The 24,010-nt window shown below is 75.5% G+C and carries 22 protein-coding genes; 11 read left to right on the top strand and 11 right to left on the bottom strand.

Features of this window, described 5'->3' with window-relative positions; genetic code table 11:
* Positions 1 to 5: 5 nt before the first annotated feature.
* The 7 genes from ACFY0X_RS19580 to ACFY0X_RS19550 all read right to left on the bottom strand — a co-directional run bounded on the left by ACFY0X_RS19580 (position 6) and on the right by ACFY0X_RS19550 (position 11,833).
* Positions 6 to 1,946, bottom strand: coding sequence for a non-ribosomal peptide synthetase (locus ACFY0X_RS19580; protein WP_387756251.1), 1,941 nt, complete (start codon positions 1,944 to 1,946; stop codon positions 6 to 8).
* Positions 1,947 to 1,969: 23 nt separating this feature from the next.
* Complete coding sequence (locus ACFY0X_RS19575; protein WP_387756249.1) at positions 1,970 to 3,139, bottom strand: acyl-CoA dehydrogenase family protein; 1,170 nt, start codon at positions 3,137 to 3,139, stop codon at positions 1,970 to 1,972.
* A complete protein-coding gene (locus ACFY0X_RS19570) occupies positions 3,139 to 6,345 on the bottom strand; it encodes an amino acid adenylation domain-containing protein (protein ID WP_387756247.1) in 3,207 nt (1,068 codons plus the stop codon). Before ACFY0X_RS19570 ends, ACFY0X_RS19575 begins: the two co-directional genes overlap by 1 nt.
* A 75-nt stretch (positions 6,346 to 6,420) precedes the next feature.
* Positions 6,421 to 7,770 carry a condensation domain-containing protein gene (locus ACFY0X_RS19565; protein WP_387756245.1) on the bottom strand — a complete coding sequence of 450 codons (1,350 nt, stop codon included), beginning with the start codon at positions 7,768 to 7,770 and terminating at the stop codon, positions 6,421 to 6,423.
* 95 nt (positions 7,771 to 7,865) lie between these two features.
* The gene (locus tag ACFY0X_RS19560) at positions 7,866 to 9,494 is read right to left on the bottom strand and encodes an amino acid adenylation domain-containing protein (RefSeq protein WP_387756243.1); all 1,629 of its coding nucleotides are present in this window, start codon (positions 9,492 to 9,494) and stop codon (positions 7,866 to 7,868) included.
* 103 nt (positions 9,495 to 9,597) lie between these two features.
* The gene (locus tag ACFY0X_RS19555; protein WP_387756241.1) at positions 9,598 to 10,803 is read right to left on the bottom strand and encodes an NAD-dependent epimerase/dehydratase family protein; all 1,206 of its coding nucleotides are present in this window, start codon (positions 10,801 to 10,803) and stop codon (positions 9,598 to 9,600) included.
* Entirely contained in the window at positions 10,796 to 11,833 is a 1,038-nt protein-coding gene (locus tag ACFY0X_RS19550; protein WP_387756239.1) for a TauD/TfdA family dioxygenase, read from the bottom strand. The genes ACFY0X_RS19555 and ACFY0X_RS19550 overlap by 8 nt, the downstream gene beginning before the upstream one ends.
* A gap of 391 nt (positions 11,834 to 12,224) precedes the next feature.
* On the opposite strand from ACFY0X_RS19550, the gene ACFY0X_RS19545 reads away from it, so the two are divergent.
* From ACFY0X_RS19545 to ACFY0X_RS19520, 6 genes are all read left to right on the top strand, one after another.
* Positions 12,225 to 13,103 carry a BTAD domain-containing putative transcriptional regulator gene (locus ACFY0X_RS19545; RefSeq protein ID WP_387756237.1) on the top strand — a complete coding sequence of 293 codons (879 nt, stop codon included), beginning with the start codon at positions 12,225 to 12,227 and terminating at the stop codon, positions 13,101 to 13,103.
* Positions 13,037 to 14,041: an aldo/keto reductase family protein gene (locus ACFY0X_RS19540; RefSeq protein ID WP_387756235.1), complete on the top strand. Its 1,005-nt coding sequence runs from the start codon at positions 13,037 to 13,039 to the stop codon at positions 14,039 to 14,041. Before ACFY0X_RS19545 ends, ACFY0X_RS19540 begins: the two co-directional genes overlap by 67 nt.
* 148 nt (positions 14,042 to 14,189) lie before the next feature.
* Positions 14,190 to 15,143, top strand: a complete 954-nt coding sequence (locus ACFY0X_RS19535) for a trypsin-like serine peptidase (RefSeq protein ID WP_387756233.1) — start codon at positions 14,190 to 14,192, stop codon at positions 15,141 to 15,143.
* 123 nt (positions 15,144 to 15,266) lie between these two features.
* Entirely contained in the window at positions 15,267 to 15,815 is a 549-nt protein-coding gene (locus ACFY0X_RS19530) for a CGNR zinc finger domain-containing protein (RefSeq protein WP_387756231.1), read from the top strand.
* Positions 15,816 to 16,058: 243 nt separating this feature from the next.
* Entirely contained in the window at positions 16,059 to 17,150 is a 1,092-nt protein-coding gene (locus ACFY0X_RS19525; protein ID WP_387756229.1) for a hypothetical protein, read from the top strand.
* A gap of 98 nt (positions 17,151 to 17,248) precedes the next feature.
* The gene (locus tag ACFY0X_RS19520) at positions 17,249 to 18,925 is read left to right on the top strand and encodes a DUF885 domain-containing protein (protein WP_387756227.1); all 1,677 of its coding nucleotides are present in this window, start codon (positions 17,249 to 17,251) and stop codon (positions 18,923 to 18,925) included.
* Between the two features lie 255 nt (positions 18,926 to 19,180).
* Here the strand turns inward: ACFY0X_RS19520 and ACFY0X_RS19515 are convergent, their stop codons facing one another.
* Together ACFY0X_RS19515 and rpmG are read right to left on the bottom strand one after the other, a co-directional pair.
* Complete coding sequence (locus ACFY0X_RS19515; RefSeq protein WP_387756225.1) at positions 19,181 to 19,432, bottom strand: type B 50S ribosomal protein L31; 252 nt, start codon at positions 19,430 to 19,432, stop codon at positions 19,181 to 19,183.
* 31 nt (positions 19,433 to 19,463) lie between these two features.
* A complete protein-coding gene (gene rpmG, locus ACFY0X_RS19510) occupies positions 19,464 to 19,628 on the bottom strand; it encodes a 50S ribosomal protein L33 (RefSeq protein ID WP_350741047.1) in 165 nt (54 codons plus the stop codon).
* Between the two features lie 151 nt (positions 19,629 to 19,779).
* Here rpmG and rpmB point away from each other — a divergent pair, with 151 nt between their 5' ends.
* Genes rpmB through rpmF form a run of 5 tightly spaced genes read left to right on the top strand, consistent with a single transcriptional unit; the run spans position 19,780 to position 21,927 of the window.
* Positions 19,780 to 20,016 (top strand): 50S ribosomal protein L28, encoded by a 237-nt coding sequence (rpmB, locus tag ACFY0X_RS19505; RefSeq protein ID WP_387756222.1) that lies wholly within the window; start codon positions 19,780 to 19,782, stop codon positions 20,014 to 20,016.
* The gene (gene rpsN / locus ACFY0X_RS19500; protein ID WP_387756220.1) at positions 20,016 to 20,321 is read left to right on the top strand and encodes a 30S ribosomal protein S14; all 306 of its coding nucleotides are present in this window, start codon (positions 20,016 to 20,018) and stop codon (positions 20,319 to 20,321) included. Before rpmB ends, rpsN begins: the two co-directional genes overlap by 1 nt.
* 5 nt (positions 20,322 to 20,326) lie before the next feature.
* Positions 20,327 to 21,490, top strand: a complete 1,164-nt coding sequence (locus tag ACFY0X_RS19495) for a CobW family GTP-binding protein (protein ID WP_387756218.1) — start codon at positions 20,327 to 20,329, stop codon at positions 21,488 to 21,490.
* A gap of 18 nt (positions 21,491 to 21,508) precedes the next feature.
* Positions 21,509 to 21,751 (top strand): 30S ribosomal protein S18, encoded by a 243-nt coding sequence (gene rpsR, locus ACFY0X_RS19490; RefSeq protein WP_387756216.1) that lies wholly within the window; start codon positions 21,509 to 21,511, stop codon positions 21,749 to 21,751.
* An 11-nt stretch (positions 21,752 to 21,762) separates the two neighbouring features.
* Entirely contained in the window at positions 21,763 to 21,927 is a 165-nt protein-coding gene (gene rpmF, locus ACFY0X_RS19485; RefSeq protein ID WP_387756214.1) for a 50S ribosomal protein L32, read from the top strand.
* Between the two features lie 78 nt (positions 21,928 to 22,005).
* Here rpmF and ACFY0X_RS19480 read toward each other — a convergent pair whose 3' ends face one another.
* Together ACFY0X_RS19480 and ACFY0X_RS19475 are read right to left on the bottom strand one after the other, a co-directional pair.
* Positions 22,006 to 22,881: a TIGR03943 family putative permease subunit gene (locus tag ACFY0X_RS19480; RefSeq protein ID WP_387756212.1), complete on the bottom strand. Its 876-nt coding sequence runs from the start codon at positions 22,879 to 22,881 to the stop codon at positions 22,006 to 22,008.
* Complete coding sequence (locus ACFY0X_RS19475) at positions 22,878 to 23,849, bottom strand: permease (protein WP_387756605.1); 972 nt, start codon at positions 23,847 to 23,849, stop codon at positions 22,878 to 22,880. The genes ACFY0X_RS19480 and ACFY0X_RS19475 overlap by 4 nt, the downstream gene beginning before the upstream one ends.
* Positions 23,850 to 24,010: the final 161 nt, after the last annotated feature.

The raw sequence follows: 24,010 nt of genomic DNA, 5'->3' as shown, positions 1-24,010 counted from the left end.
CGCGGTCAGGACCGGTCGGCGGTCCCGGCGTCGGACACGGCGGCGTCGAGCATCGCGGCGACCGCGGCGAGGTCCGGCTGGCGCATGACCCGCGCCGCCCGGAGCCGGACCCCGGTGTCCCGCTCCAGGGCCGCGAGCAGCCGGGCGATGTCGATCGAGGTTCCGCCGGCCCGGATGAAGTTGTCGTGCGGCATCAGCGCCGGATTGCCCAGCAGGGCGCGGCAGTGCTCCAGCACCCGCCGCCGGGTGGCCGACGCCCGGTCGTCCGGGAGCTGCTCCGCCGCCTCGGCGGCTTCCGCCTCGACCGCGCAGCGCCGCTCGTCCTCGGCCAGCAGCGTCGCCCGGTCGACCTTCCCGTTGGCGTCGTACGGGAGTTCGTCCAGCAGCCGGACCCGGGAGGGCACGGCCTGCGCGGGCAGCCACTCCGCGGCCAGCGCCAGCAGCTCCGCCTCGTCCGGACGGGCGCCGGGCGCGGGCAGGACGAAGGCCAGCAGCCGTCCGCCGCCGGGCGAGGCGACGGCGGCCCGGCTCACCCGCGCGTCGCGCTCCAGGGCACCCTCGACCTCGGCCGGCTCGATCCGGACGCCGCTGATCTTGAGCTGGTCGTCCACCCGGCCGAGGAACTCCAGGACGCCGTCCGCGCGCATCACCGCCCGGTCGCCGGTCCGGTACGCCCGGCCGCCGCCGGCTTCCTCCGGTGCGGCCGGGAAGCGCCGGCCGGTGAGCTCCCGGTCGAGGTAGCCCAGGGCGAGGGTCGGTCCCGCGATCCACAACTCGCCCGGTGTGCCGCGGCCGAGGACCGTCCCGTCCGCGTCGGTGACGAAGGCGCGGGCCCCGCCCAGCGGGCGGCCGATCGGCGGCGGACCGGACCGGTCGTCCGCCGGCTCCCCGTCGAGCGGGTGGAAGGTCGCCGCGATGGTGGTCTCGGACGGGCCGTAGACGTTGTCGGCCCTGGCGGTCACGTCGGGCCCCGGCCAGCGCCGGAGCCGGTCGCCGCCGATGCACAGGTAGCGCAGCGGCAGTCCCGGCGGCCAGGGCCGGTCGAGCACGGTCTCCGCGAGCGGGGTGGGCAGCAGCGCGGCGGTGAGCCGGGACCGCTGCCACCAGTCGGTGAGCGCGGCCGGGTCGCTGCGCGCCTCCTCGGGGGCCACCACCAGGGTGGCGCCCGAGGCCAGCCCGCCCCACAACTCCAGGAAGTGCGCGTCGAAGGCGGTGCTCATGAAGAGGCCCTGCCGCTCGCCGGGCCGCAGCCCGGACCGGCCGCGGTACCAGCCGACGGCCCGGGCGAGGGACCGGGCGCCGACCAGCACGACCTTCGGCGCCCCGGTCGATCCGGAGGTCAGCACGGCGTACCGGGCGCCCGGAGGGAGGTCCGCCGGGCCGGTGCCGGACGGGAGGTCCGCGGGGCCGGTGGCGGGCTCCGGGCCCGGCCCGGGCACGGGCACCCGAACGTCCAGCCGTCGCGCGGCGCCGTCCCGGCCGGGCCCGGACACCTCGACCGAACGGCGGTCCGCCGGCAGCCCGTCCCCCGGGTCGCCCAGCAGGCAGCCGAGGCGCAGGCTCCCGGCGAGCGCGGTCAGCCGCCCCGGGGCGGGCCGCGGGCCGAGCAGGACCTGGACCGCGCCCAGCCGGGCGAGCGCGACCGTGGCGGCCACCAGCAGCGCGGAGCGTTCCAGGCACATGCCCACCACGTCGCCGGGGCGCACCCGCTGCCGCAGGGCGTCGGCCAGCTCGGTGGCCGCGGCGCCGATCTGCGCGTAGGACCACCGGGTGCCGTGCTCGTCCACGGCCACGGTGTCCGGGGCGAGCCGCGCCCAGGCGTCGAAGGCGGCGAGCACGGGGTCGGCCGCGTCGGGGAGCGCCGGCCCGGCGGCGGCCGGGTCGCTGGTGACGATGCTGAGGTCGGCGGTCGCCCGCCGGGGCGTCGCCGGTGTGCGGTGGTTCACGGTTCCTCCGGTCTCGGGGGCGTTCATCCCAGCCCCATGGAGCGAGCGATGATCACCTTCTGGACCTCGGAGGTCCCTTCGATGATCGTCATCATGCGGATGTGGCGGTACAGGTACTCCAGGGGGTGGCCGCGCACGTAGCCGGTGGCTCCGTGCACCTGCAGGGCCCGGTCGACGACGTCCACGGCGACCTCGGTGGCGACCAGCTTGGCGAGGGCGGCGTTCTCCCCGCTCTCCAGTCCCTCGTCGACCAGTTCGGCGCAGGCCAGGGTGAGCAGCTTGGCGGTCTCCACGCCTGCCCGGGCGGTGACGAGGTGCTCCTGCACGTGCTGGTAGCCGCCGATGACCTGGCCGAACGCCCGCCGTTCCCGGGCGAAGCCGACGGCTTCGCGCAGCGCGAACTCCGCGATGCCGTTGCACTGGGCGGCGACCAGCAGCCGCCCGTAGGCGAGGCTGTCCATGGCGTACTCCACCGCCGAGCCGATGCCCTCCGACTCGCCGACCACCGCGGCCATCGGCAGCCGCGCCTCGTCGAGGACCAGCTCGAACAGCGGCTCCCCGGCCATGCCGGCGTACTGCTGGCCGCGCCGCAGCCCCGGGTGGTCGAGCGGCATGACGAACGCGGTGGCGCCGCCGTGCCCGGTGGGACCGTCCGTCACATCGGCGACGACGATGGCGTAGTCGGCGTGCCCGGCGTTGCTGACGAAGGTCTTGCGCCCGTTCAGCACCCAGTCGTCGCCGTCCCACCGGGCCTTGGTCGACATCGCGAAGGCGTCGGAGCCGGAGCCGGGCTCGGTCATCGCGAGGCAGCGCAGCTTCTCCCCGCGCACCATCGGGACGAGGTACTCCTCGATCTGCCGGGCGGTGCCGTGCGTCAGCAGCCAGCTGGGGCCGTCCGGCCCGGCCAGGGCGTACGGGGCGAGCGGGCAGCCGCTCGCCCCGGCGGCGTGGTGGAGCTGCACCAGGGCGGTGACCGGCATCCCGGCGCCGCCCATGGACTCGGGGTACTCGGCGCCGTAGAAGCCCAGGGTGGCGGACCGCCTGCGGACGTAGTCGCGCAGGTCCCGGGGCGGGCCGTCCACGGGTTCGGGGATCTCGGCGGCCAGCGGCACCAGTTCGCGCCGCACGAAGGACTCGAAGCTGGCGGTGATCTCGTGGTGCCTGCGTTCCAGCACGGAGGAGGGCTGCGGCATCACGCGGCCACCTCCAGGGCCCGGGCCTGGTCCGCGAGGATCGGGTTGCGGAAGACCGTGCGCAGCGGCGGCCGGTGGCCCAGCCTGGGTTCCAGCCAGGCGACGAGCTGGGCGGCGAGCAGGGAGTGCCCGCCGACCTGGAAGAAGTGCGAGTCGGCGGTGAACCGGTCGTGGCCGAGGACCGCGCGCCACCCCTCGGCGAGCAGGGACTCGCCCGGACCGGTGAAGCCGGTGCCGTCCTGCGTGCCGGGGCCGGTGCCGGTGCCGGTGGCCTGGGCGGCGGGCCCGGCCGGCGCGGCCGTGGCCGCCAGCGCGGCCAGCCGGGCCCGGTCCGGCTTCCCGCCGGGCAGGGTGGGCAGGGAGGCCCGGGCGATCCACCGGGCGGGCAGGAACGGCGCCGGCAGCCGGCCGGCCAGGGCCCGGTGCAGGGCGCGCTCGTCGAGCGGGCCGTCCGTGGCCACGAAGCCGGTCAGGACGGGGCCGGCCACCGGGTCGTCGTGCAGGACGACGGCGCAGGAGCGGCCGCCCAGTTCGGCGGAGGCCACCGCCTCGATCTCCTCCGGTTCGATCCGGTGCCCCCGCAGCTTCACCTGGTTGTCCCGGCGGCCCAGGAAGTGGATCCGCCCGGCCGGGTCGCGGTAGCCGCGGTCCCCGGTGCGGTAGACCCGTCGCCCGCCCAGGGCCGGCAGGGTGACGAAGCGCTCCGCGGTGGTCCGCTCGTCGTCGAGGTAGCCGGTCGCCAGGGTGCCTCCGGCGATGGCCAGTTCACCGACGGCGCCGTCCGGCAGGGGGTCGAGGCCGGTGTCCAGCACGAGGACCCGGGTGCCGTCGATCTCCGTGCCCAGCGGGGTGTCGCCGCCGCGGACCAGGTCGTCGGCGGTGACGGTGTGGGTCACCGAGGTGACGGTGGCCTCGGTGACGCCGTAGGCGTTGAGCAGCCTGGTGCCGGGGTGCGCCCAGTCGGCCAGCGCGTCGACGGGCAGCCGTTCGCCGCCGACCACCACGGTCGTCGGCTGCCACCTGCCGTCGCGCCGTGCCGCGGCCAACTCGCCCCGGACGGACAGGAAGTAGCTGGCCGGCAGGTTGGCGACGGTCACCCGCCGGCCGGCGAGCACCGCGACCAGCTCGTCGGCGGTGGGCACCTCGCGCTGCGGGAGGACGAGCGCCGCGCCGGCAGCGAGGGTGACGAGCACGTCCTCCAGGTTCTGGTCGAAGGAGGGCCTGGCGAACACCAGCACCCGGTCCGCGGCCGTGAGGGCGAGCCGCTCGCCCATGCCGGCCAGGTAGGTGTCCAGCGCGCGGCGGGGGACCGCCACCGGCTTCGGGGTGCCGGTCGAGCCGGAGGTGTGGATGACGTAGGCCGCGTCCTCGACGGACCGGCCGGGAGCGGCGGCCGGGAACTCGGCGGTGTCCAGCAGGCCCACCGGCGGGCCCTGGACGGGCAGGCCGAGGGCGCTGTCCGCGGTGGCCAGCACCAGGGCCGGCCGCAGCCGGTCGAGCAGCAGGGCCAGCCGGTCGCGCGGGTCGTCCGGCGACAGCGGCGCGTACACCGCTCCGGTGCGCAGGCAGGCCAGCAGCGCCACCACGCTCCCGGCGCCCCGGGGCAGCACGACCGCCACCGGGCGGCCCGCCGTGACGCCCGCGCGGGTCAACCGGTCGGCCAGGGCGGTCACCTCGCGGTCGAGGTCGGCGTACGTCCAGGTCAGTGCCCCGCTGACGAGCGCGGTGGCCGTGCCGTCCCGCCGGGACGGGTCCAGGGCGGCGACCCGGTCGTCCGAGGGGTCCGCGGACCCGACGGCGCGGGACCCGGCGGCGGCCGCGACGGCGGCCGCGGTGGAGTCGGCGGCCAGCGAGGCCAGCCGGGCGCCGGGGCGGGCCAGATAGCTCTCCAGCAGTTCCTCGAACCTGGCGGCGAGCAGCCGGATCGACTCCTCGGGGAACACGTCGGCGTCGTAGTCCCACACCGCCGTCATCCCGCTCCCCGGGCGGGAACCGTCCGCGCCGATGGTGCGTTCGTGGGGGATCAGGACCACGTCGAGGTCGAAGCTCCGGGTGGTCCCCGCGGTGAACGCCTCGTCGAGCGACACCTCCAGGCCCGGCACGTCGATCACCGGCAGGGGGGTGTCGTGGGCGTTGAACATGACGTTGAACATCGGGTTGCGGGCGCCGTCGGTGTGCAGGCCCAGCGCCTTGGTGAGCTCCTGCACCGGCACCTCCTGGTGGGGCAGGCCGCGCATCAGCACGTCGGTGACCTCGTCCACCGCCTCGTCGGCCGGGCCGGCCGGGTCCGGCCGCAGGCGCAGCGGGATGGTGTTCACGAACATGCCGACGCTCTCCTCCCAGCCCGGCCCGCGGTTGGCGGTGGCCGTGCCGACCACGAGGTCGTCCCGGCCGCTGTGCCGGCGCAGCAGTTCGGCGAACAGCGTGAGCAGCGTCGTGAACGCGGTGTGCCCGGAGGTCGCGCAGTGGTCGTGCAGCCGTTCCACGAGCCGCCGGTCGAGGGCCTGGCGCAGCTGGGCGCCGTGGTGGCGGCGCTCGGCCCCGGGCCGGCCGAGGCCGGGGAGGGCGATCTCGTGGGCGGCGCCGCGCAGTTCCTCCTGCCAGTACTGCAGGCTCTTCGCCAGGTCGGCGGTGCGGGCCGACTCCTGGAGGTGCTCCTGGTAGCCGCGCGGCCGCGGCAGCACGGGCTCCGTGCCGAGCAGCCGGCAGCGGTAGAGGGTGAACAGGTCGCGCAGCGCGATCACCCAGGACCGCCCGTCGTGCACGAGGTGGTGCTCGACGTGGACCAGCCGGTGGTGGTCCGGGCCCATCCGCACCAGGCACCAGCGCACCAGCGGTGCGGCGTACGTGTCCAGCGGCGTGTCGGCCTCCGAGCGGACCAGGGCGGCGAACTCGGCCTCCGGGTCCTCGGCCGCCGAGAGGTCGACCTCGCGGAAGCGGGGCACGCTGTTCGCGCTGACCCGCTGGCCCGGCAGGCCGCCCTCCCGGTCGACGAGCTCCAGCCGGAGCCCGGGGTGCCGGCGCAGCACCTCCTCCCAACTGTCCAGCAGCGCCCGGACGTCCAGCTCGCCGCGCAGCTCGATGGCCGCGGTGGAGTTGTAGGCGCGGCTGCCGGGGAGCAGCTGCTCGTGCAGCCACACGATCTCCTGGGACGGGGAGAGCGCGTAGACGGGGCCTTCCGGTGGCGTGGTGCTCTGCTGTGGCATGGTGCCTTCCTTGTGGTCGTTCGGATCGAGCGGATCGTGCCGGCGGTGGGTCGGTCGGTGGTTTCGGTCGGCGGTTCAGGGCGCGGGTGCGCAGGGGTCGGGGGAACGGTCCAGGTGGGCGGCGAGGGTGCTGCGCAGCGCGTCGAAGCCGGAGTGCGCCGCCGCCCGATCGACGAGCCCGGGCTGCCACCCCAGCCGCACCAGCAGGTCGGTGGCGCCGCGCGTGACGGCCACCGCCAGGGGGGTCTGGAGGGCCAGGGCCTCCCGGTGGGTCTCCAGGCCCTCGACGCCGCCCAGTTCCAGCGGCGGGCGCCGGGTGGCGTCCTCCTGCGCCACCAGCGCGTCGAACAGCGCGTGCCGGGCGGGGCCGCGGAGCCGCGCGAGCCGCAGGACCTCGTCCAGCGGGGTGTCGGCGTGGTCGAGGTCGTCCCACCAGCGGTCGGTGAGGTCGTCCGGGTCCGCGCCGCAGGGGGCCACGCAGAGCACCGTGTTGAGGAAGCAGCCCAGGACGGGGGCGGCGCCCGGGGGCCGACCGCCCCACGGGTAGCCCACGCTCGGGGTCGCGCCGCCGGGGGCACCGGCCGCCCCGGCGACCCCCGTGACCGCGGTGACCGCCGCGGCCGTCGCGCCGAGCACGGCGGGGAAGAGGGCGATGCCGGCCTCCTCGGCGGGCGCCGGCCTGCGGTACCGGAGCAGCCCGGCGACGGCGTCCGCCCGCCCGGGGTCGGCGGCGGCCCGCCGGGCGGCGACGCCGGTGGGCACCAGCTCCGCCAGCCGGCCCGCCCAGTGGGCGAGCGAGCCCGGCCCGGAGGCGGCGCGTTCGACGGCGAGCTGCCGTTCCACCGCGTCCCGGTACGCCTCGGCGTCCGACGCGCCGGTGGCGGCCAGCACCTCCCGCGGATCGGTCCGCTCCCGGTAGGCGCGGCCGAGGCCCTCGGTGATCAGCCCCAGCGACTGTTCGTCGCAGGCGGCGTGGTCCACGACCACGGCCAGCGTCTCCAGCTCCGGTTCGGCCTCCGCGGCGGCCAGGAACAGCCGCAGCGGCGGGCCGTCGGGGCTCCAGCTGCGCAGGGCCCGCCGCAGCGCCCCGTCGGTGGTCTCGCCGGGCCCGGCCGTCACCCGGTGGACCGCGCCCCGGGGCTCGGTGAGCCGCTGGACGGGCAGGTCGGCCGCGGTGTCGAACCGCGTGCGCAGCACCGGGTGCCGGGCCGCGAGCCGTGCGGCCGCCGCGCGCAGCAGGTCCGGGTCGACGGCGCCGCGCGGGAACCGGAAGTACAGCGGGACCAGCAGCGGCGGGACGTCGCGGGCGAGCCGGCGGATCGTCAGGAAGCGGCGCTGCGCCCCCGTGACGGGGAGGACGCCCGGGTGGTCGGCGACGGCCGAGCGGAACTGTTCGAGGTACGTGGCGGTGATGTTCTCGCCCATCGGTGGACTCCAGCGGTCGGCGGCGGTCGGCGGCGGTCGGCGGCGGTCAGGTGCGGCGAAGGGGCAGTGCGGCGGTCGGTCGGTGCGGCGGACGGTCAGTGCGGAGCGCCCACGGCCTGGTCGGGGTCGCGCAGGCGGGCGAGCAGTGCGGCCCGGTCGACCTTGCCGTTGGCGGTGACGGGCAGCGCGGCGGCGACGTGCCAGGTGGTCGGCACCATGTAGTGCGGCACGTGGCGGCGCAGTTCCCGGGCGAGCGCCTGCGGGAGGGGCCCGGCCGGCCCGGCCGTCCGCCCCGCCGGCACGACGAACCCGACGAGACGGGCGTCCGGGCCTTCGCCGGCCTTCTCGACCACGGCCGCGTCGAGCAGTCCGGTGGCCAGCAGGGCGCGTTCCACCTCCTCCGGCTCGATGCGGAAGCCGCGCAGTTTGACCTGGCGGTCCCGGCGCCCGAGGAACTCCAGCGCCCCGTCGGCGCGCCGGCGCACCAGGTCCCCGCTGCGGTAGACCCGCTCACCGTCGGGCAGCAGCACGAACCTCTCCTCGGTGAGCCCGGGTTGGCCGAGGTAGCCGGTCGCGAGGCGGGGGCCGCCGATGCACAGCTCGCCGGGCTCGCCGGGCGGCACCGGAGCGAGGTCGGGGCCGAGCACGGCGACGGTGGTGTGCGGGAGCGGGAAGCCGATCGGTATCCGGTCGAGCCCGTCGAGGTTCCCGGCGTCGCAGCGGAAGGAACTGGTGAAGGTGGTGGCCTCGGTCGGGCCGTAGACGTGCAGCACCTGTCCGGGGGGACGGACGGCGCACAGGCCCCGGACCATCTCCGGGTCGACCGCCTCCCCGCCGAAGAGCAGGACGCGCAGCGGCGCGAAGGCGCCGGGTGCGGTGCGGTGCACCAGGTCGACCAGGGCGGTGGTGAGGAACATGACGTCGATCCGGTGCCTCGCCAGGTTGTCGGTCCACTCCTCCAGCGGCACCTCGGCCACGGCGGGCAGGACGACCACCGTCGCTCCGGACGCCAGGGTGTTCCACACCTCGAAGGTGACGGGGTCGAAGGCGGGGCTGGCGACGTGGGCGACGCGGTCCCCGGGGCCGACGGGGCAGTAGCCGCCGCCGGCGATGAAGTGCGCGATGGCCGAGTGGCTCAGCACCACGCCCTTGGGCCGGCCGGTGGATCCGGAGGTGTAGCCGATGAACGCGGCGTCGCCGGGTGCCACGAACCGGACGGGCGCCGCGTCCTCGACGGGCGGCACGTCGTGGACGGGCTCCGGGGCCTGGACGGGCGGCGCGTCCTGGCCCGGCTCCGCCCGGTCGAACAGGTCGCCGGGCGTCAGCCGTGGCACCCGCTGCCCGGACGGGCCGCTGCCGGACGCACCGGCCGTCACCACGGCGTCGGCGTCGCAGTCCCGGACGACCGCCTCCCGGCGCGCCCCGGGTGCGTGCGGGTCGACGGGGACGTACGCCGCCCCCGTGCGCAGGACACCGAGGAGCACCGCCACCAGGTCGGCGGAGCGCTCCAGCGCCACCACCACGCGCGCCCCCGGTCCGACGCCGTGCCGGGTGAGCGTCGAGGCGACCTCGCCCGAGCGCTCCCAGAGCCGCGCGTAGGACAGTTCACGGCCCAGGACGTCCCGGACCGCGCAGGCGTGCGGCCGGGCCGCCACCTGGCGCGCCACCAGGACGTGGACGCCCGCGAAGGACGTCCCCGCGGCGTCCGGTGCGGTGCTGCTCATCGTGCTCTCCGTTTCTCCGGACCCGGCCGGAAGGTGCTGCTCGGAACGTTCTGCTCGGGGTTCTGCTCGGAAGGCCGTGCTCGGCAGGCTCCGGTCGGCGGTCTCAGCCATGCCCCGCCCCGGCGGCCACCGTCGCCGCCAGCAGCGGCCGCCAGTCCTCGCGCAGGCCGGTTCCGTAGCGCGCGTCGAACAGGTCGGTGCGGTAGCGCCAGGGCCGGTGCAGGGCCGGCGGCAGGTCCGGTGCCGTCCGTACGGCGGATCCGCCGCCCATCAGCACCGCCAGCTCCCCGGCCAGCTCGGCCCAACCGACATGGCCGGCCACCGCGTTGACGATTCCGCCGGCCGGACGGTCGAGCATGTCCGCCAGGGCGCGGGCCAGCGCGGCCGCCCCCACCCAGGGGACACCGGTCCAGCCGTCCCGCTCGGGGACCAGCAGCGGTTCGCCCCGCAGCGCCCGCTGGTGGAAGGTGCGCAGCGCGCCGAACCGCAGCTGTTCGCCCAGCCGGTGATGCGGCCCCCAGACCAGGGGAACGCGGACCAGGCTGACGCCGTCCCGGGCGTTCCGGCGGTCCGCCGCGTCGAGCAGCAGGGACTCGCAGCGTTCCTTGCCCCGCCCGTAGTCGCTGACCGCCCCCTCGGCGCCCTGCCCCTCGCGGACCGTCGGGCGGGCCGGGCGCCCGTAGGCGTCGACGCTGCTGACGAAGACGAACGGGCCGCCCTCCCAGCCGTCCGCCAGTGCCCGCAGCGCGGCCTCGTCCACGTCGGGGCGGGTGAAGGTGCAGGCGGCGTGCACGACCGCGTCGGCTCCGCGCGCCGCCGCCCGCAGGCCGTCGGGCTCGGCCAGGTCCCCGTCCACCGGCTCGGCTCCGGTCCCGGCCAGGGCGGCGGCGGACTCGGGCCTGACCAGTGCCCGTACCCGGTGTCCGCGGGCCAGCAGCTCGGTGACGACGAAGCTGCCCACGGCGCCGGTGCCGCCGGTCACCAGGACGGTGCCCCGGCCGGTCGTCGCGGCCCCGCTCGTCGGGGCCCCGGAGGCACCGGGCGCCGGGTGCGGCGCGGCGGTGCGGCCGCGCAACTCGGCCAGGAGGGCGCGGGGCGTGGGGTGCTCCATCACGTCGAAGCCCGTGACGGGCACCCGCAGCAGCTCGCGCAGCCGGTCGGCGAGCAGCACCGCGAGGAGGGAGTGGCCGCCCGCCGCGAAGAAGTCGGTGTCCGGGCCGGCGGCGGCGGACAGGCCGGCCGCGTACACGGCAGCGATCCGCTCGGGGTCCCAGTCCGGCCGGGCGTCGGGGCGGGCCGGCTCAGTCATCGCGTGCTCCGGAGAGGGCCGGGGAGCCGCCGGACCGCCGGACGCCGTCCGGGCAGCAGCGGTCGACGACCGCCTGCCCGTAGCCGTGCTCCGCCCGCTCCGAGGCCGGCCGCCCGGTGCGGTGCGGCAGGCGGACGAGGGTGCGCTTCAGCCAGCGGTCCGTACCGTCGTAGCGGGCCCGGAACGGCACCCGGCCGTGCACGACGACGTCGTTGTCCACGACCAGTACGTCGCCCGGTTCCAGCACCACGGCTTGGGTCACCCGCTCCAGTTCGGCTTCCAGCCGGGCGTAGGCGCCGCGGAACACCGGGTCCGCGCCGTCCCGCCGGGTGTAGGCCGGGTCGAAGCGGATTCCCAGCCCCTCGGGCGTCCGCCACAGCGTGCGCACCGGCACGGGCGGCCGCGCGGAGCGCACGGTGTAGGCGTCGTCGGGCAGGATCGGTACCGCCGGCCGTGTCAGCGCGGCGACGTCCTCGGCCGACAGGTCCGTCGAGCGGACGCTCGCCGCCGTCGTCGACACCCGGTCCGGGTTCCGCAGGCAGCACAGCATCAGCACGTCGGCCCGGCCGGGGTGGAAGGCGTCCTCGGTGTGCGGGGCGAGGAGCACGGCGCTGCTGGCGCCGGTCTGCTGCTCCTCGTGGCCGGGCGAGGGCACGATGTTGTGGACGGTACGGCCGTTCTGCTGGCCCTCCCACGCGAGCGGGTGCCCCAGGACGGAGGCGAGCAGGAGGAGCACCACGTCCCACCGGGCGCCCGCGTCACCGGCCTGCCGCCAGCCCAACGGGGTCGGCTCCAGGGGGTGGTCCGCGACGGGCAGGCCGCGCAGGACGTACATGCCCTCGACCGGGAAGCCCCGGCGCACGGCCGCCACCAGGGGGACGGGCAACTCGCGGGCGACGTCCGGCAGTTCGGCGAGGAGTTCGGAGCTGTCGGGGGCGCCGTGCCGCGCCAGCAGTCGCTCCGCGGCGTCGACCAGGCGGCGCGCGGCGGAGGGAGCGAGCACGGAGACCGGCGGACTCGCTGTCGGCATAGTCGTTTCCTCTGTTCGGGGCAGGGTGTGACCGGCTGCCCGGAGAAGGCGGGCGTCCCGGGTGGGAGGCGGGCGGCCGGCGGCCGGGCCCGCGCCGCTCCCAAGGACGCGGCTCCCGCCGGAAGCCCGTCGGGTCCGGCGGCTCGGCCAGTCAAACAGGGCCGCGTAGAATCCCCGTCAATTCGCCGTAGAACACCGCGGGAACCCGGAACCGCCCCGCCGGCCAGCCGGATTCCACCCGGCGACCGGGCGCCGTGAACCTTTTTCCGGCTCAATTCGTGTATGACCTGTACGCCTTGACGCTCCGTCGGTGTGTGCGCACCATTGAACCCGCCGCCGAGAAAGCCTGGAGGCTTCCGTGTTCGCTGTCCGCCTGTTGGGACCGCTCTCCGTGTCGAACTCCCGAACCACGGTCGGCATTTCCAGCCCGAAACAGCAGGCCGTCCTTTCCGCACTCGCCCTCTCGAACGACAGGAAACTCACCACCGAGAAAATCGCCACCGCACTCTGGGGCACCGAGCAGCCGCGCACGGCCGCCGAAACCGTCCGCACCCACGTGTACCTCCTGAGAAAGACCCTGCGGGCCGCCGGAATCGACATCGTCGGGAATTCCGGCAGGTCCTACCAGCTCGACGCGGAGAAAGCGTCGGTCGATCTCGACGAGTTCCGGAGGATCGTGTCCCTCGCCGAGGCGGCGAAGCTGGACGGAAGGACCGCGGAGGCCGCGGACCGCTACGCGGAGGGAATCCGCCTGTGGCACGGGGAACCCCTCCGTGACGTGCCGGGGCCGCTCGCCGAGGCCAAGCGGACGTTCCTCGGCGAACTGCTCCGCACCACCCGGAGCGAACGCCTGCGCTGCCGGATGAGGCTCGGCGAGCACCTGGCCGCCGCGACCGAACTGTGGGAGCTCACCGCCGAGAACCCGCTCGACGAGGGCCTGCGCGAGCTGCTCATGGTCTGCCTGTTCCGGGCCAACCGGCAGGCCGACTCGCTGGCCGTCTTCCGGGAGACCGGACGGCTGCTGAAGGAGGAGCTCGGCGTCGGCCCGTCACCCCAGCTGAGCCGGACGCACCAGCGCATCCTCGACCGCGACCCCGCGCTGCTCTGGTCGCCCGAGGCCGCCCCCGGCCCGGCCCCGCGGAGCGGCGCACCCCACCGTTCCCCCCTCCACCACCCCCCGCACCGAGAGGAGCGACCCCCGTCATGGAGTACCGCCACCTGGGCGCCAGCGGCGTCCTGGTCAGCGAGATCGCGTACGGCAACTGGCTGACGCACGGCTCCCAGCTGGACGACGAGCAGGCGATCGCCTGCGTGCACGCGGCCCTGGACGCGGGCATCACGACCTTCGACACCGCGGACGCCTACGCCGCCACCCGGGCGGAGCGGGTCCTCGGCCGCGCGCTGCGCGGACGGCGGCGCGAAGGGCTGGAGATCTCCACCAAGGTGTACTTCCCCACCGGCCCCGGCGCCAACGAACGCGGGCTCTCGCGCAAGCACCTGATGACCGCGGTCGAGGGCTCGCTGCGCCGGCTCGCCACCGACCACGTCGACCTCTACCAGGCCCACCGCTTCGACCCGCATACTCCGCTGGAGGAGACGATGCAGGCGTTCGCGGACATCGTGCGGTCCGGAAAGGCCCACTACATCGGGGTGTCCGAATGGACGGCCGGTCAGATCCGGCGCGGGCACGCGCTGGCCCGGGAACTCGGCGTCCCGTTCGTCTCCAACCAGCCGCAGTACTCGATGCTCTGGCGGGTGATCGAGGCCGAGGTGATCCCGGCCTGCGTCGAACTCGGCATGGGCCAGATCGTCTGGTCGCCGCTCGCCCAGGGCGTGCTCACCGGAAAGTACCGCGCCGGCCGGGAGGCTCCCGCCGGCACCCGGGCCACCGACACCAAGGGCGGGGCCGGGAACATCGGCGAATTCCTCCGCACCGACGTGCTGGAAAGGGTCGCGGAACTCGCACCGCTGGCGGCGGAGGCGGACCTCACCCTGCCCCAGTTCGCGCTCGCCTGGGTCCTGCGCGAGCCCGCGGTCTCGGCCGCCGTCATCGGCGGCACGGACCCCGCGCAGATCCGCGAGAACGCCCGGGCCTCCGGTGTCCGGCTCGATCCCGGGCTGGTGGCGAGGGCGGAGGAGATCCTCGCCCCCGTCGCCGAGAGCGACCCCTCGCTCACCGCCGCGCAGGCCCCAGCCCGACGGCCCTGACCGGTCAACGCGCATCCGCCCGCATTCTCGTGTCCGGGAATCCCCGACACGTTTTCAGTAACGCCCGTCACAGCACGGACCGGCGATGGCGGCCGACCGCCCGCCGGATTCCGTCGAGCGACGGCGAAGAATCCGCAAAAGGAGTGGAATGATGATTCGCCACGGAAAGACGACGGCCGGTGCCGCGGCCTTCGCCGGCGCCCTGTTCGCCTTCACGGCGTTCCTCGGAACGGCCCCCGCCGGCGCGGAGGGCCTCGGCGCCGCGGCGGCGCCGAGGACCGTCACCGCCGCGACGGACACCGCGGGTGCCGACGCGACGGCCTACTGGACCCCGGAGCGCATGCGGCAGGCGGTGCTCGACTCGGAGGGCGGCACCGCGGCCGCCCCCGACGCGGCGGGCTCCCGATCGGTCGCCTTCGAGTCGGCCGCCTCGGGGGCCACCGCCGAGCAGCGGCTCGCCGGCACCTACGACCGGCGCGTCGGCAAGCTGTTCTTCACCCGGAACGGGCAGGCCAGGGAGTGCGGCGGGGTCTCGGTGACCCCGGGCAAGCTCAAGGGGATGGTGGAGACCGCCGCGCACTGCCTGCGCAACTCCAGCGGTGACGCGCTCAACGTCGTGTTCGTGCCCGCGTACGACAACGGCAGCACGCCGTACGGGAAGTTCCCGATGAACGGGGCGGCGCTCGCCGGCAACTACACCCTCGGGTCGCCGGTGGGGGACGTCGCCTACGTCGGACTCGGCGTCAACGAGCAGGGCAAGGGGCTGGCCGAGATCATGGGCGGCTACGGGGTCTCGTTCGGCGACCCGAAGGATCCCACCGGCGCCTTCACGACCGTCTACTACCCGTCCGGCACCCAGGCCACCTGCGGCGCCTTCGCCAGCGCCGACCCCAAGTACCCGGGCCAGGGGATCTGGCTCATGCTGTGCGGCGGGAACCTCGCGCAGAGCGGGGCCCCGATCCTCTGGGTCGACCCGAGCAGCCACGCGTCCTGGGTGGTGGGCACGACCCGTGGTGACGTGACGATCAACAACGAGGTGTTCTTCCAGGGACAGATCAACGAGTCCCACGCCCAGGCGGCGTACGAGACCCTCGCCAAGTAGGCCCTCGGCAGGGGCGGTTCGGGGGCGGCGCCGGGTCCGGTGCCGCCCCCGAACCGCCGGGCGGCCGGGGCCCGCAACGGCGGAGGACTTGCCTCGGGCCCTGTCACTGGCCAGTATGGTTACGTGAATCACGCATTCCCCTGCGGGACCCCGGCCCTGGACTTCGTCGGCACGCTGCGCGCCCGGCGCAACGCGAAGCCGCTGGAGAAACTGGCCACGCCCGCCCTGCTGGACGACTGGTTCGTCGAGTCGGGGACGCTGGACTCGGCGCCCGGCGCGAACGAGGCCGAGGTGGCGATCGCCGTGCGGCTGCGCGAGGCGATCTACGACCTGGTCGCGGCCCGGCTCCACGGCCGGCCGCTCCCGGCCGAGGCGGTGGCGGAGGTCAACCTGCACGCCTCCGGCCTGCCGGTGACGGTCCGGCTCGCTCCGGAGGGCGTCACCCTGACCGGGTCGGTCTCCCAGGCCCTGGCGACGCTGGCCCGCGAGACCGTACGGCTCGTCGGCGGGGAGGAGGCCGCGCTGCTGCGGGAGTGCTCCCGCCCGGAGTGCACCCAGGTCTACCTCGACCGCTCGCGGGGCCACCGCCGGGAGTGGTGCGCGATGCGCACCTGCGGCAACCGCGTCAAGGCCGCCAACTACCGGGCGCGCCAGAACGCCTCCCAGTCCTGACCGGGGCCGCCCTGACCGGGGCCGTCTGATCGGGCCCGCCCTGACCGACTCGCCGGATCGGGCCCGCCCTGACCGACTCGCTCGACCACCCGGGCCGCCTCCTCGGACTCGGCCCCGGCCACCGACCCGACCCGCACCCCGGGAGGAAGCCCCGGGGCCCAACTCCCGCCCCGCTCCCGCCCCGACGGGCCCCGAGCACGCCCCGTCGTCGGCGGAGCCGGCGGCCGGTGGCAGGATGCGCGGGTGAACGAGATCCTGCGCGCCGCCGAGAGGCTGCTGACCACCCCGCTGCACGACGCCGTCGACCTGGGCGGGAGCAGCCGCACCACCGTGCTGCGCTGCCGGACGGGCGACGGGCGGAGCGTCGTCGTCAAGGCCTACACCGGCGGCCCGGACGCGCTGCGCGGCTTCACGGCGGAGGCGGCCGGGCTCGCGCTCGGGCTGGCCGGCCCGCCGCTGCTCGGGGTGGACCCGGAGGCGCCGCTGGTGGTGCTGGAGGACTTCGGGGGCGCCCCCACCCTGGCGGACCTGCTGCTGGGCGACGATCCGGCGGCCGCGGAGGAGGGACTGCTGACCTGGGCGGCCGGGCTGGGACGGCTGGCCGCCCGCTCGGTGGACCGGCAGGCCGACCTCGCCCGGCTGTGGGCGCGGTACGACAGGGGGATGCCGACCTGGGCGGACGAGCCGTGGACCGCGCGCAACGCGACCGCCTTCCCCGGCGTCCTGGAGGAGGCCGGCGTCGCGGTGCCGGACGGGCTGGCCGAGGAGCTCGCGCGGATCGGGACGGCGGGCGGGGAGGAGTACCCGGCGTTCACACCGGGGGACACCTGCCCGGACAACAACCTGCTGACCCCGCAGGGGCTGCGCCTGATCGACTTCGAGGCCGCCTGCTACCAGTCGGTGTTCCTGACCGCGGCGTACTGCCGGATGCCGTTCTCCACCTGCTGGTGCGTCTTCGCCCTCCCGGCCGGGCTCGCCCCGCGGATCGAGGCGGCGTACCGGGCCGAAGTCGTACCGGTGTACCCGGCGTTGGCCGACGACGCGGTGTGGGAGGACGGCATGCGGCAGGCCGTCGCCGTGTGGACGGTGGACGCGACCGTACGCCTGCTCCCGCGCGCCGCCGAGGACGGCCCGATGCACCGCACCCGGCGGCCGGTGCCGACCCGGCGTCAGGTGCTCGGGCACCGCTGGGAGGAGGCCGCACGACTGGCCGGTCTCCCCGCCTTCGCGGAGGCGATGCGCCGGCTGTCGCGGGACGTCGCCGACGGATGGCGCGTGGACCCGTTGCCGGGGTATCCGTGCTTCGAACCCGGCCGGACGGGGCACGGCGGGTGAGCGTGGCCGATCCGTCCTGAGGCGGTCCGCCGAGGGCCCGCCCGGCTGCGAGGCCGGCCGACTGTCGTGCGGTGCTGTCGATGGATCAGGATGACGGCATGGCAAACGAAACGATCACCGCGCGCACCATCGCCGACCGCCACCTCGAACAGGTGGCGGCGCACGTTCCGCTGGTCGCCGCCTGGTTGGGCCTGAACCCGGGGGACGAGCGGCAGCCGGACCTCTCGCCGGAGGGGTTCGAGGCACTCGCCGGCCTGGCCCGGGGCACGCTCACCTCGCTCGCCGCGCTGCCCGCCCCGGCGGGCCCCGCCGACCTCGCCTGCGCCCGGCTGCTCCGTGAGCGCCTGACCGCCGAACTGGCGGTGCACGACTCCGGCGAGCACTTCCGCCAACTGCGCAACATCGGCGCGCACGTCCACCAGGTACGCGACATCTTCACCTACATGCCGACCGCCACCGACGACGACTGGGCCGCGGTGGCCGGCCGGATGCGCAACCTGCCCGCCGCGCTCGACGGATACCGCGCGACCCTCACCGAGGGGATGGACCGGCGCCTGCTCGCCGCGCCCCGACAGGCGGCCGCCGTCGCCGACCAGCTCACCGCCTGGACCGGCGGAGGCGCCGGCGGCGCGGGCTGGTTCGCCGAGTTCGTCGCCCCCGGACCCGAGCGGCTGCGCGGCGAACTGGACGCCGCCGCCCTCCGGGCCACCGACGCCGTCGCCGCGTTCCGCGACTGGCTGCGCGACACCTACGCCCCCGCCACCACCGGAACCCCGGACGCCGTCGGCCGGGAGCGGTACCGGATCGCCGTACGCCACCACACCGGCGCCGACGTCGACCTGGACGAGGCCTACGCCTGGGCCTGGGACGAGTTCCGCCGCACCGCGGCCGAGATGCGCACCGAGGCCGACCGGGTGCTGCCCGGGGCCGGAGTCCTGGAGGCCATGCACCACCTGGAGAAGCACGGCCCCGCCGTCGAGGGCGAGGAGGCGGTCCGCGACTGGCTGCAGCAGCTCATGGACGGGGCGATCACCGCTCTCCACGGCACCCACTTCGACATCTCCGGCCCGCTGCGCCGGGTGGAGTCCCGGATCGCCCCGGCGGGCAGCGCCGCCTCGCCGTACTACTCCGCCCCCAGCCTGGACTTCAGCCGCCCCGGCCGCACCTACTTCCCCACCCTTGGGCGGCAGACCTTCCCCACCTGGCAGCTCGTCAGCATCTGGTACCACGAGGGCGTCCCCGGCCACCACCTGCAGCTCGCCCAGTGGGTCGCCGTCGCCGACCGGCTCAGCCGCTACCAGACCACCCTGGGCAAGGTCAGCGCCAACGTCGAGGGCTGGGCACTGTACGCCGAACGCCTGATGGACGAACTCGGCTTCCTCGACGACCCGGCCCACCGCCTCGGCTTCCTCGACGAGCAGATGCTGCGCACCATCCGGGTGATCATCGACATCGGCATGCACCTGGGCCTGGCCGTTCCCGCCGACGCGGAGTTCCACCCCGGCGAGCGCTGGACACCGGAACTCGCCACGGAGTTCATGGCCACGTACAACGGCAGTCCGGCGGAACTGCGGGACAGCGAGATCGTCCGCTACCTCGGCTGGCCCGCCCAGGCCATCGGCTACAAGCTCGGCGAGCGCGCCTGGCTGGCGGGGCGTGAGGCCGCCCGCCGCCGCCAGGGCGCCGCGTTCGACCTGAGGGCGTGGCACATGAAGGCCCTCGCCCAGGGCTCGCTCGGCCTCGACGACCTCGCGGACCAGCTCGCCGCGCTGTAGTGGGCCGCGCCCCCGCTCCGGCAGCCGGCCGTCCCGGCGTGCCGAGCCCGAACGTGCCGGCCGGGGCCGGGATCCGGCCCAGGCGCCGCCAGGGTGCGAGCGCGGGTGCGAGGCGGCGGTGCACGGCTGCCCGGTGACCGACGGAGCGCCCGGGAGGGCCTGCCCAGCGGGGGCAGGCCCTCCCGGTTCGTCCGGGCGGCGGGGCCGAGGAGGTGGTCGGTCGGCGGCGGCCGCCTGCCGCGGTGGGCCGTCGGATCAGCCCTGAGCCGTGCCGTAGCGGCGGTGGAAGCGTTCGACGCGGCCCTGGGTGTCCAGGACGCGGGTCTGGCCGGTGTAGAAGGGGTGGCTGGCGGAGGAGATCTCGACGTCGATGACGGGGTAGGTGTTGCCGTCCTCCCAGTCGACGGTGCTGGTGCCGGTGGCGGTGGAGCGGGTGAGGAAGGCGAGGCCGCCGACCTTGTCGCGGAAGACGACGGGGCGGTACTCGGGGTGGATTCCGGGCTTCATGGCAGTGGTCCTCCTGGTGGTGCGGGGGTGGTCAGCGCTCTTCGCGGAAGTCGACGTGCCGCCTGGCGACGGGGTCGTACTTGCGCAGGACGAGGCGGTCTGGGTCGTTCCGGCGGTTCTTGCGGGTGACGTACGTGTAGCCGGTGCCGGCGGTGGAGCGGAGCTTGATGATCGGGCGCAGTTCGTTGCGGGCCATGGATGTCCCCTTCGTCGGTGTGTGGTCCCACTATAGCGAAATGAAATTCGTTTTCATCTGGCATAGGGTGGGAAGGCATCCAGGGGGCGGCACGCCCGTCCCGGGGTGTGGTCCCCTGCCTGCCCGCACGATGAGCAACGGAGTCGTCACCATGTCCGCACACTGCCAACTGACCGGCCGCAAGCCGTCATTCGGCAACGCGATCTCCCACTCGCACCGGCGAACCCGCCGCCGCTTCGACCCCAACATCCAGCGCAAGCGCTACTGGCTGCCCAGCGAGGGCCGGTACGTCCGCCTCACCCTCAGCGCCAAGGGCCTGAAGACCGTCGACGCCATCGGCGTCGAGGCCGCCGTCGCCCGCGTCCGAGCCCGGGGGGAGAAGGTCTGATGGCCAAACAGAGCAAGATCGCCAAGAACGAGCAGCGGCGCGCGACCGTCGCCCGGTACGCCGAGCGCCGCGCCGAGCTGAAGCGCACCATCGCCCACCCGGCGAGCACCGCCGAGGAGCGGGCGGCCGCGCAGCGCGAGCTGGCCCGCCAGCCCCGCGACGCGAGCGCCACCCGCGTCCGCAACCGCGACGGCGTCGACGGCCGTCCGCGCGGCTACCAGCGCGCCTTCGGCCTCTCCCGGATCAACCTGCGCACCCTGGCCCACGCCGGACAGCTGCCGGGCGTGCGCAAGTCGAGCTGGTGAGCGCGGTGCCCGAACACCTCAGGCTCCCCGTCGTGGTCGTGGCGGGCCTGCACCGCGCGGAACGCCGCCGCGCGGTCCAGGAGCTGCTGGACGGCAGCGTCAACGGCGTCGTCCTCCACCACGACCTGCGCGACGCCTCTCGCCGTACGGTCCGTCGTGAACTCCGCGACGCCTCCGGCACCATCGCGACGGCGGACGTCCCGCTGAGCAACGACTGCGCCTGCTGCGCCCTGCGCGAGGACCTGCTGCCCGAGCTGCTGCGCCTGGCCGAGGACGGGCAGCACGGGCTGGCCGTCGTGGAGCTGTGGGGCGGCAGCGACCCGCACCCGGCGGCCGAGGTGCTGGCCGGCGGCGAGGTGGACGGCCGGGCGGCGGAGGAGTTCCTCGAACTGGCCGGCACCGTGGTCGCGGTCGACCCGGACCGGTTGCTCGGCGAACTGTCCGTCCCCGACGACCTGGCCGAGCACGGCGAGCACACGTCGCCGGACGACACCCGCACCCGGGCCGAGGCGCTCGCCCACCAGATCGAGTACGCCACGACCATCGCGGTCGCCCGAGGCGGTGAGACCGGCCTCGCGATGCTGCGCCAGCTGCACCCGACCGCCCGGCGGGTGCTGCTCGGCACCGGTGAACTGCTGCGTGCCGCGCTCGGCGGCTTCGACGTGGCGGCCGCCCGCGACCGGGTGAACCCGGCGCTCGCCCTGCTGCCGCAGCAGGCCGACGACGCGGGCGTGGCGACCATGGTCTGGGAGCGCCGCCGCCCGCTGCATCCCGGCCGGTTCCACGAGGCGCTCGAACTGCTCGTCCCGGCCGCCCAGCGCAGCCGCGGACGGTTCTGGCTGGCCAACCGGCCCGGGACGATGCTGGCCTGGGACGCCGCCGGCGCGAACCTCGCCGTCGAGGAGTGCGGCCCGTGGCTGGCCGGGCTCCCCGACGCCGCCTGGGAGTTCTACCCGCCCGCCCGCAGGGCCGCCGCGGCCCTCGACTGGCATCCCGCGCACGGCGACCGCGTCCAGCAACTCGTCTTCATCGCCGAGGGCCTGGACGTCGACGGGATCACCGACCTGCTCGACTCCTGCCTGCTCACCGACGCCGAACTGATGGCGGGGGAGCGGGGATGGAAGGACCTGCCCGACGCCTTCGAGGGCCTGCTCGAACCCGTGTCCTGACCAGAGAGAGGAACCGAGATGGCCAAGCGACCCGTCGGCGGACGCCCGACCCGGCCGCGCCCGAACCCGCTCGTCGAGGCGGGCATCACCTCCGTCGACTACAAGGACACGGACCTGCTGCGCAGGTTCGTCTCCGACCGCGGCAAGATCCGCGGCCGCCGGGTCACCCGGCTCACCGTGCGGCAGCAGCGGGCGATGGCCCGGGCGGTCAAGAACGCCCGCGAGATGGCCCTGCTGCCCTACACCTCGACCACCCGATAGGAGCCGTTCCCATGGCCGTACCCAAGCGGAAGACCTCCCGCAGCAACACCCGCCACCGCCGGTCGCAGTGGAAGGCCGCGGCCCCGCAGCTCGTCCCGATCGCCGTGGAGGGCCGCGAGCACCTGGTGCCGCGCAACCTGGTCAGGGCCTACGAGCGGGGGCTGCTGAAGCCGTGAGACCACGAGGAGCCGCAGTGCGAGAACTGCGGCTCCTCGTGGCGGAAGGGCACGACGGCGCGTGCGCGGTGTGCCGCGTCAGCCGTCCGAGGGCGGCAGGTCCCGGTACGGGGCGCGGGGTTTGGGGACGGCGTGCTGCTCGGACACGTCGATCCGCGGTGCGGCGGTGGCGGACGCGTCGGGAGCGGGACGCCAGGTCCCGGTGAGGTCGACCCAGCTGTCGGCGGCCGGGGCGGGGCCGGTGCCGTGGACGAGGACGCGCAGTCGGCGGGCGTCCGCCGCGCAGCAGCCGACGACCAGCCGGTTGAGGTACCACTCGCCGGGATTCGCTCCGGGGGAGGCGAAGCCGGTGAGGCGGACCCTGCGTCCCTCCAGGCTCTTCTGCGGGTCGCGGCTGCGGCCGATGAACTCGGTCAGCGACATCGGGGTGACCACGTCGACGCGGACGCCCGCACCCGCGCCGGCCGCGCCCGGAGCCGCGCCCGGAGCCGTGGGCGGCGCCGCCAGCCCGGCGTACGTCGCCGGCTCCACGACGGCGTCCGAGCCGTCCCGGGCAGCGGTGAACGAGCCGAGCGGGGGCGGGGCGAGGAAGAGCAGCAGCACGGCAGGTACGGCCAGCAGCCAGGCCACGCGCAGTCCGTGACCGTGGCCGCCGTGGTCGTGCCCGTGGCCGTCCGGGTGTCCGTCGTCCTCGGTGGGCCGGTGCCAGACCGCGTTGCCCTCGGCGTCCCGGCCGAACCGCATCACCGGCTCCTGCCGACGGGCGGTCACCCGGCGCACCACACCGGCGGCTCCCAGCCCGAGCAGCACCGTCCCGGAGGCGATCAGCGGGATCCGCAGGCCCTCCTTGACGTACTGCAGGAACACGTCGCTGCCGACGGTGATCCGCAGCAGGGCCGCGCCGACCAGCGCGACGAGCAGACACGGCGCGAGGTCCCGAACGGTGGCTTTCACAGGGCCCCTCCGATCACGATGCTGGCGAGGACGGCGACCACGAAGGTGGCGGTGGAGAACCGCAGCGCGAACGCGCGGCCGAAGGCGCCCGACTGGAGGGCGATGAGCTTGAGGTCGACCATCGGGCCGACGACCATGAAGGCGAGCCGGGCGACGGGGGAGAAGCCGGTGAGCGACGCGGCGACGAAGGCGTCCGCCTCCGAGCAGACCGCCAGGATCACGGCGAGGAGGGCGAGCACCGGAACGCCCAGCCAGGGCGAGTCGTCGAAGACCCGCAGCACCGACGGCGGGACGAGCACGTTGAACGTGGCGGCGGCCGCCGCGCCGACCACCAGGAAGCCGCCGGCCTGCAGGAAGTCGTGCTGCAGGCCGCGCCGGAACTCCTCCAGCGGATTGCGCGCGCCGCCCTCGCCGTGACCGGCCGGGCCCTTGGGCAGCCGCAGCCACTCCGGCCGCCCGAAGGCCGCCCAGAGCCAGCCCATCACGACCGCCGTGAGCAGCGAGGCCAGCAGGCGGGCCAGCACCATCTCCGGCTCGCCGGGGAAGGCGATCGCGGTGGCGACCAGTACCACCGGGTTGACGGCCGGCGCGGAGAGCAGGAACGCCAGCGCGGCCGCCGGTGCCACCCCGCGCTTCATCAGACTGCCGGCCACCGGCACGGACGCGCACTCGCACCCCGGCAGCACGGCCCCGGCGACCCCGGCCACCGGTACGGCGAGGGCCGGGTTCCTCGGCAGCACCCGGGTGAACACCCGGTCGGGGACGAACGCCCCGATCGCCGCCGAGACCACCGTGCCCAGCACCAGGAACGGCACGCCCTGCACGACGATGGCGACCATGACCGTCCGCCAGGTCCGCACCCCGCCCGTGTCCCACACCTCCGCCAGGGCGACGGCCGCCACGACGGCGACCACCGCCCCGATCAGCAGCGCGCTCCTCCGGCGCGGCGGGGTATCCGCCGGTGCCACCTGGAGGTGCCGGGCGCTGCCGAGACTCGTCTCCACCAAGGTGACCGCCCCTCAGCCCACTCGTCGCGGATCGGCGACGAGAACCTGTCTGCTCACCGTCATGCGGCGAGCGGGGACAGAGTAGCGTTGATAATCATCTTCATCTAGCCCTTCCGCCGCCG

Source organism: Kitasatospora sp. NPDC001547 (assembly GCF_042894165.1).
Classification (GTDB): domain Bacteria; phylum Actinomycetota; class Actinomycetes; order Streptomycetales; family Streptomycetaceae; genus Kitasatospora.
This window is presented reverse-complemented; position numbering and strand designations above follow the sequence as displayed.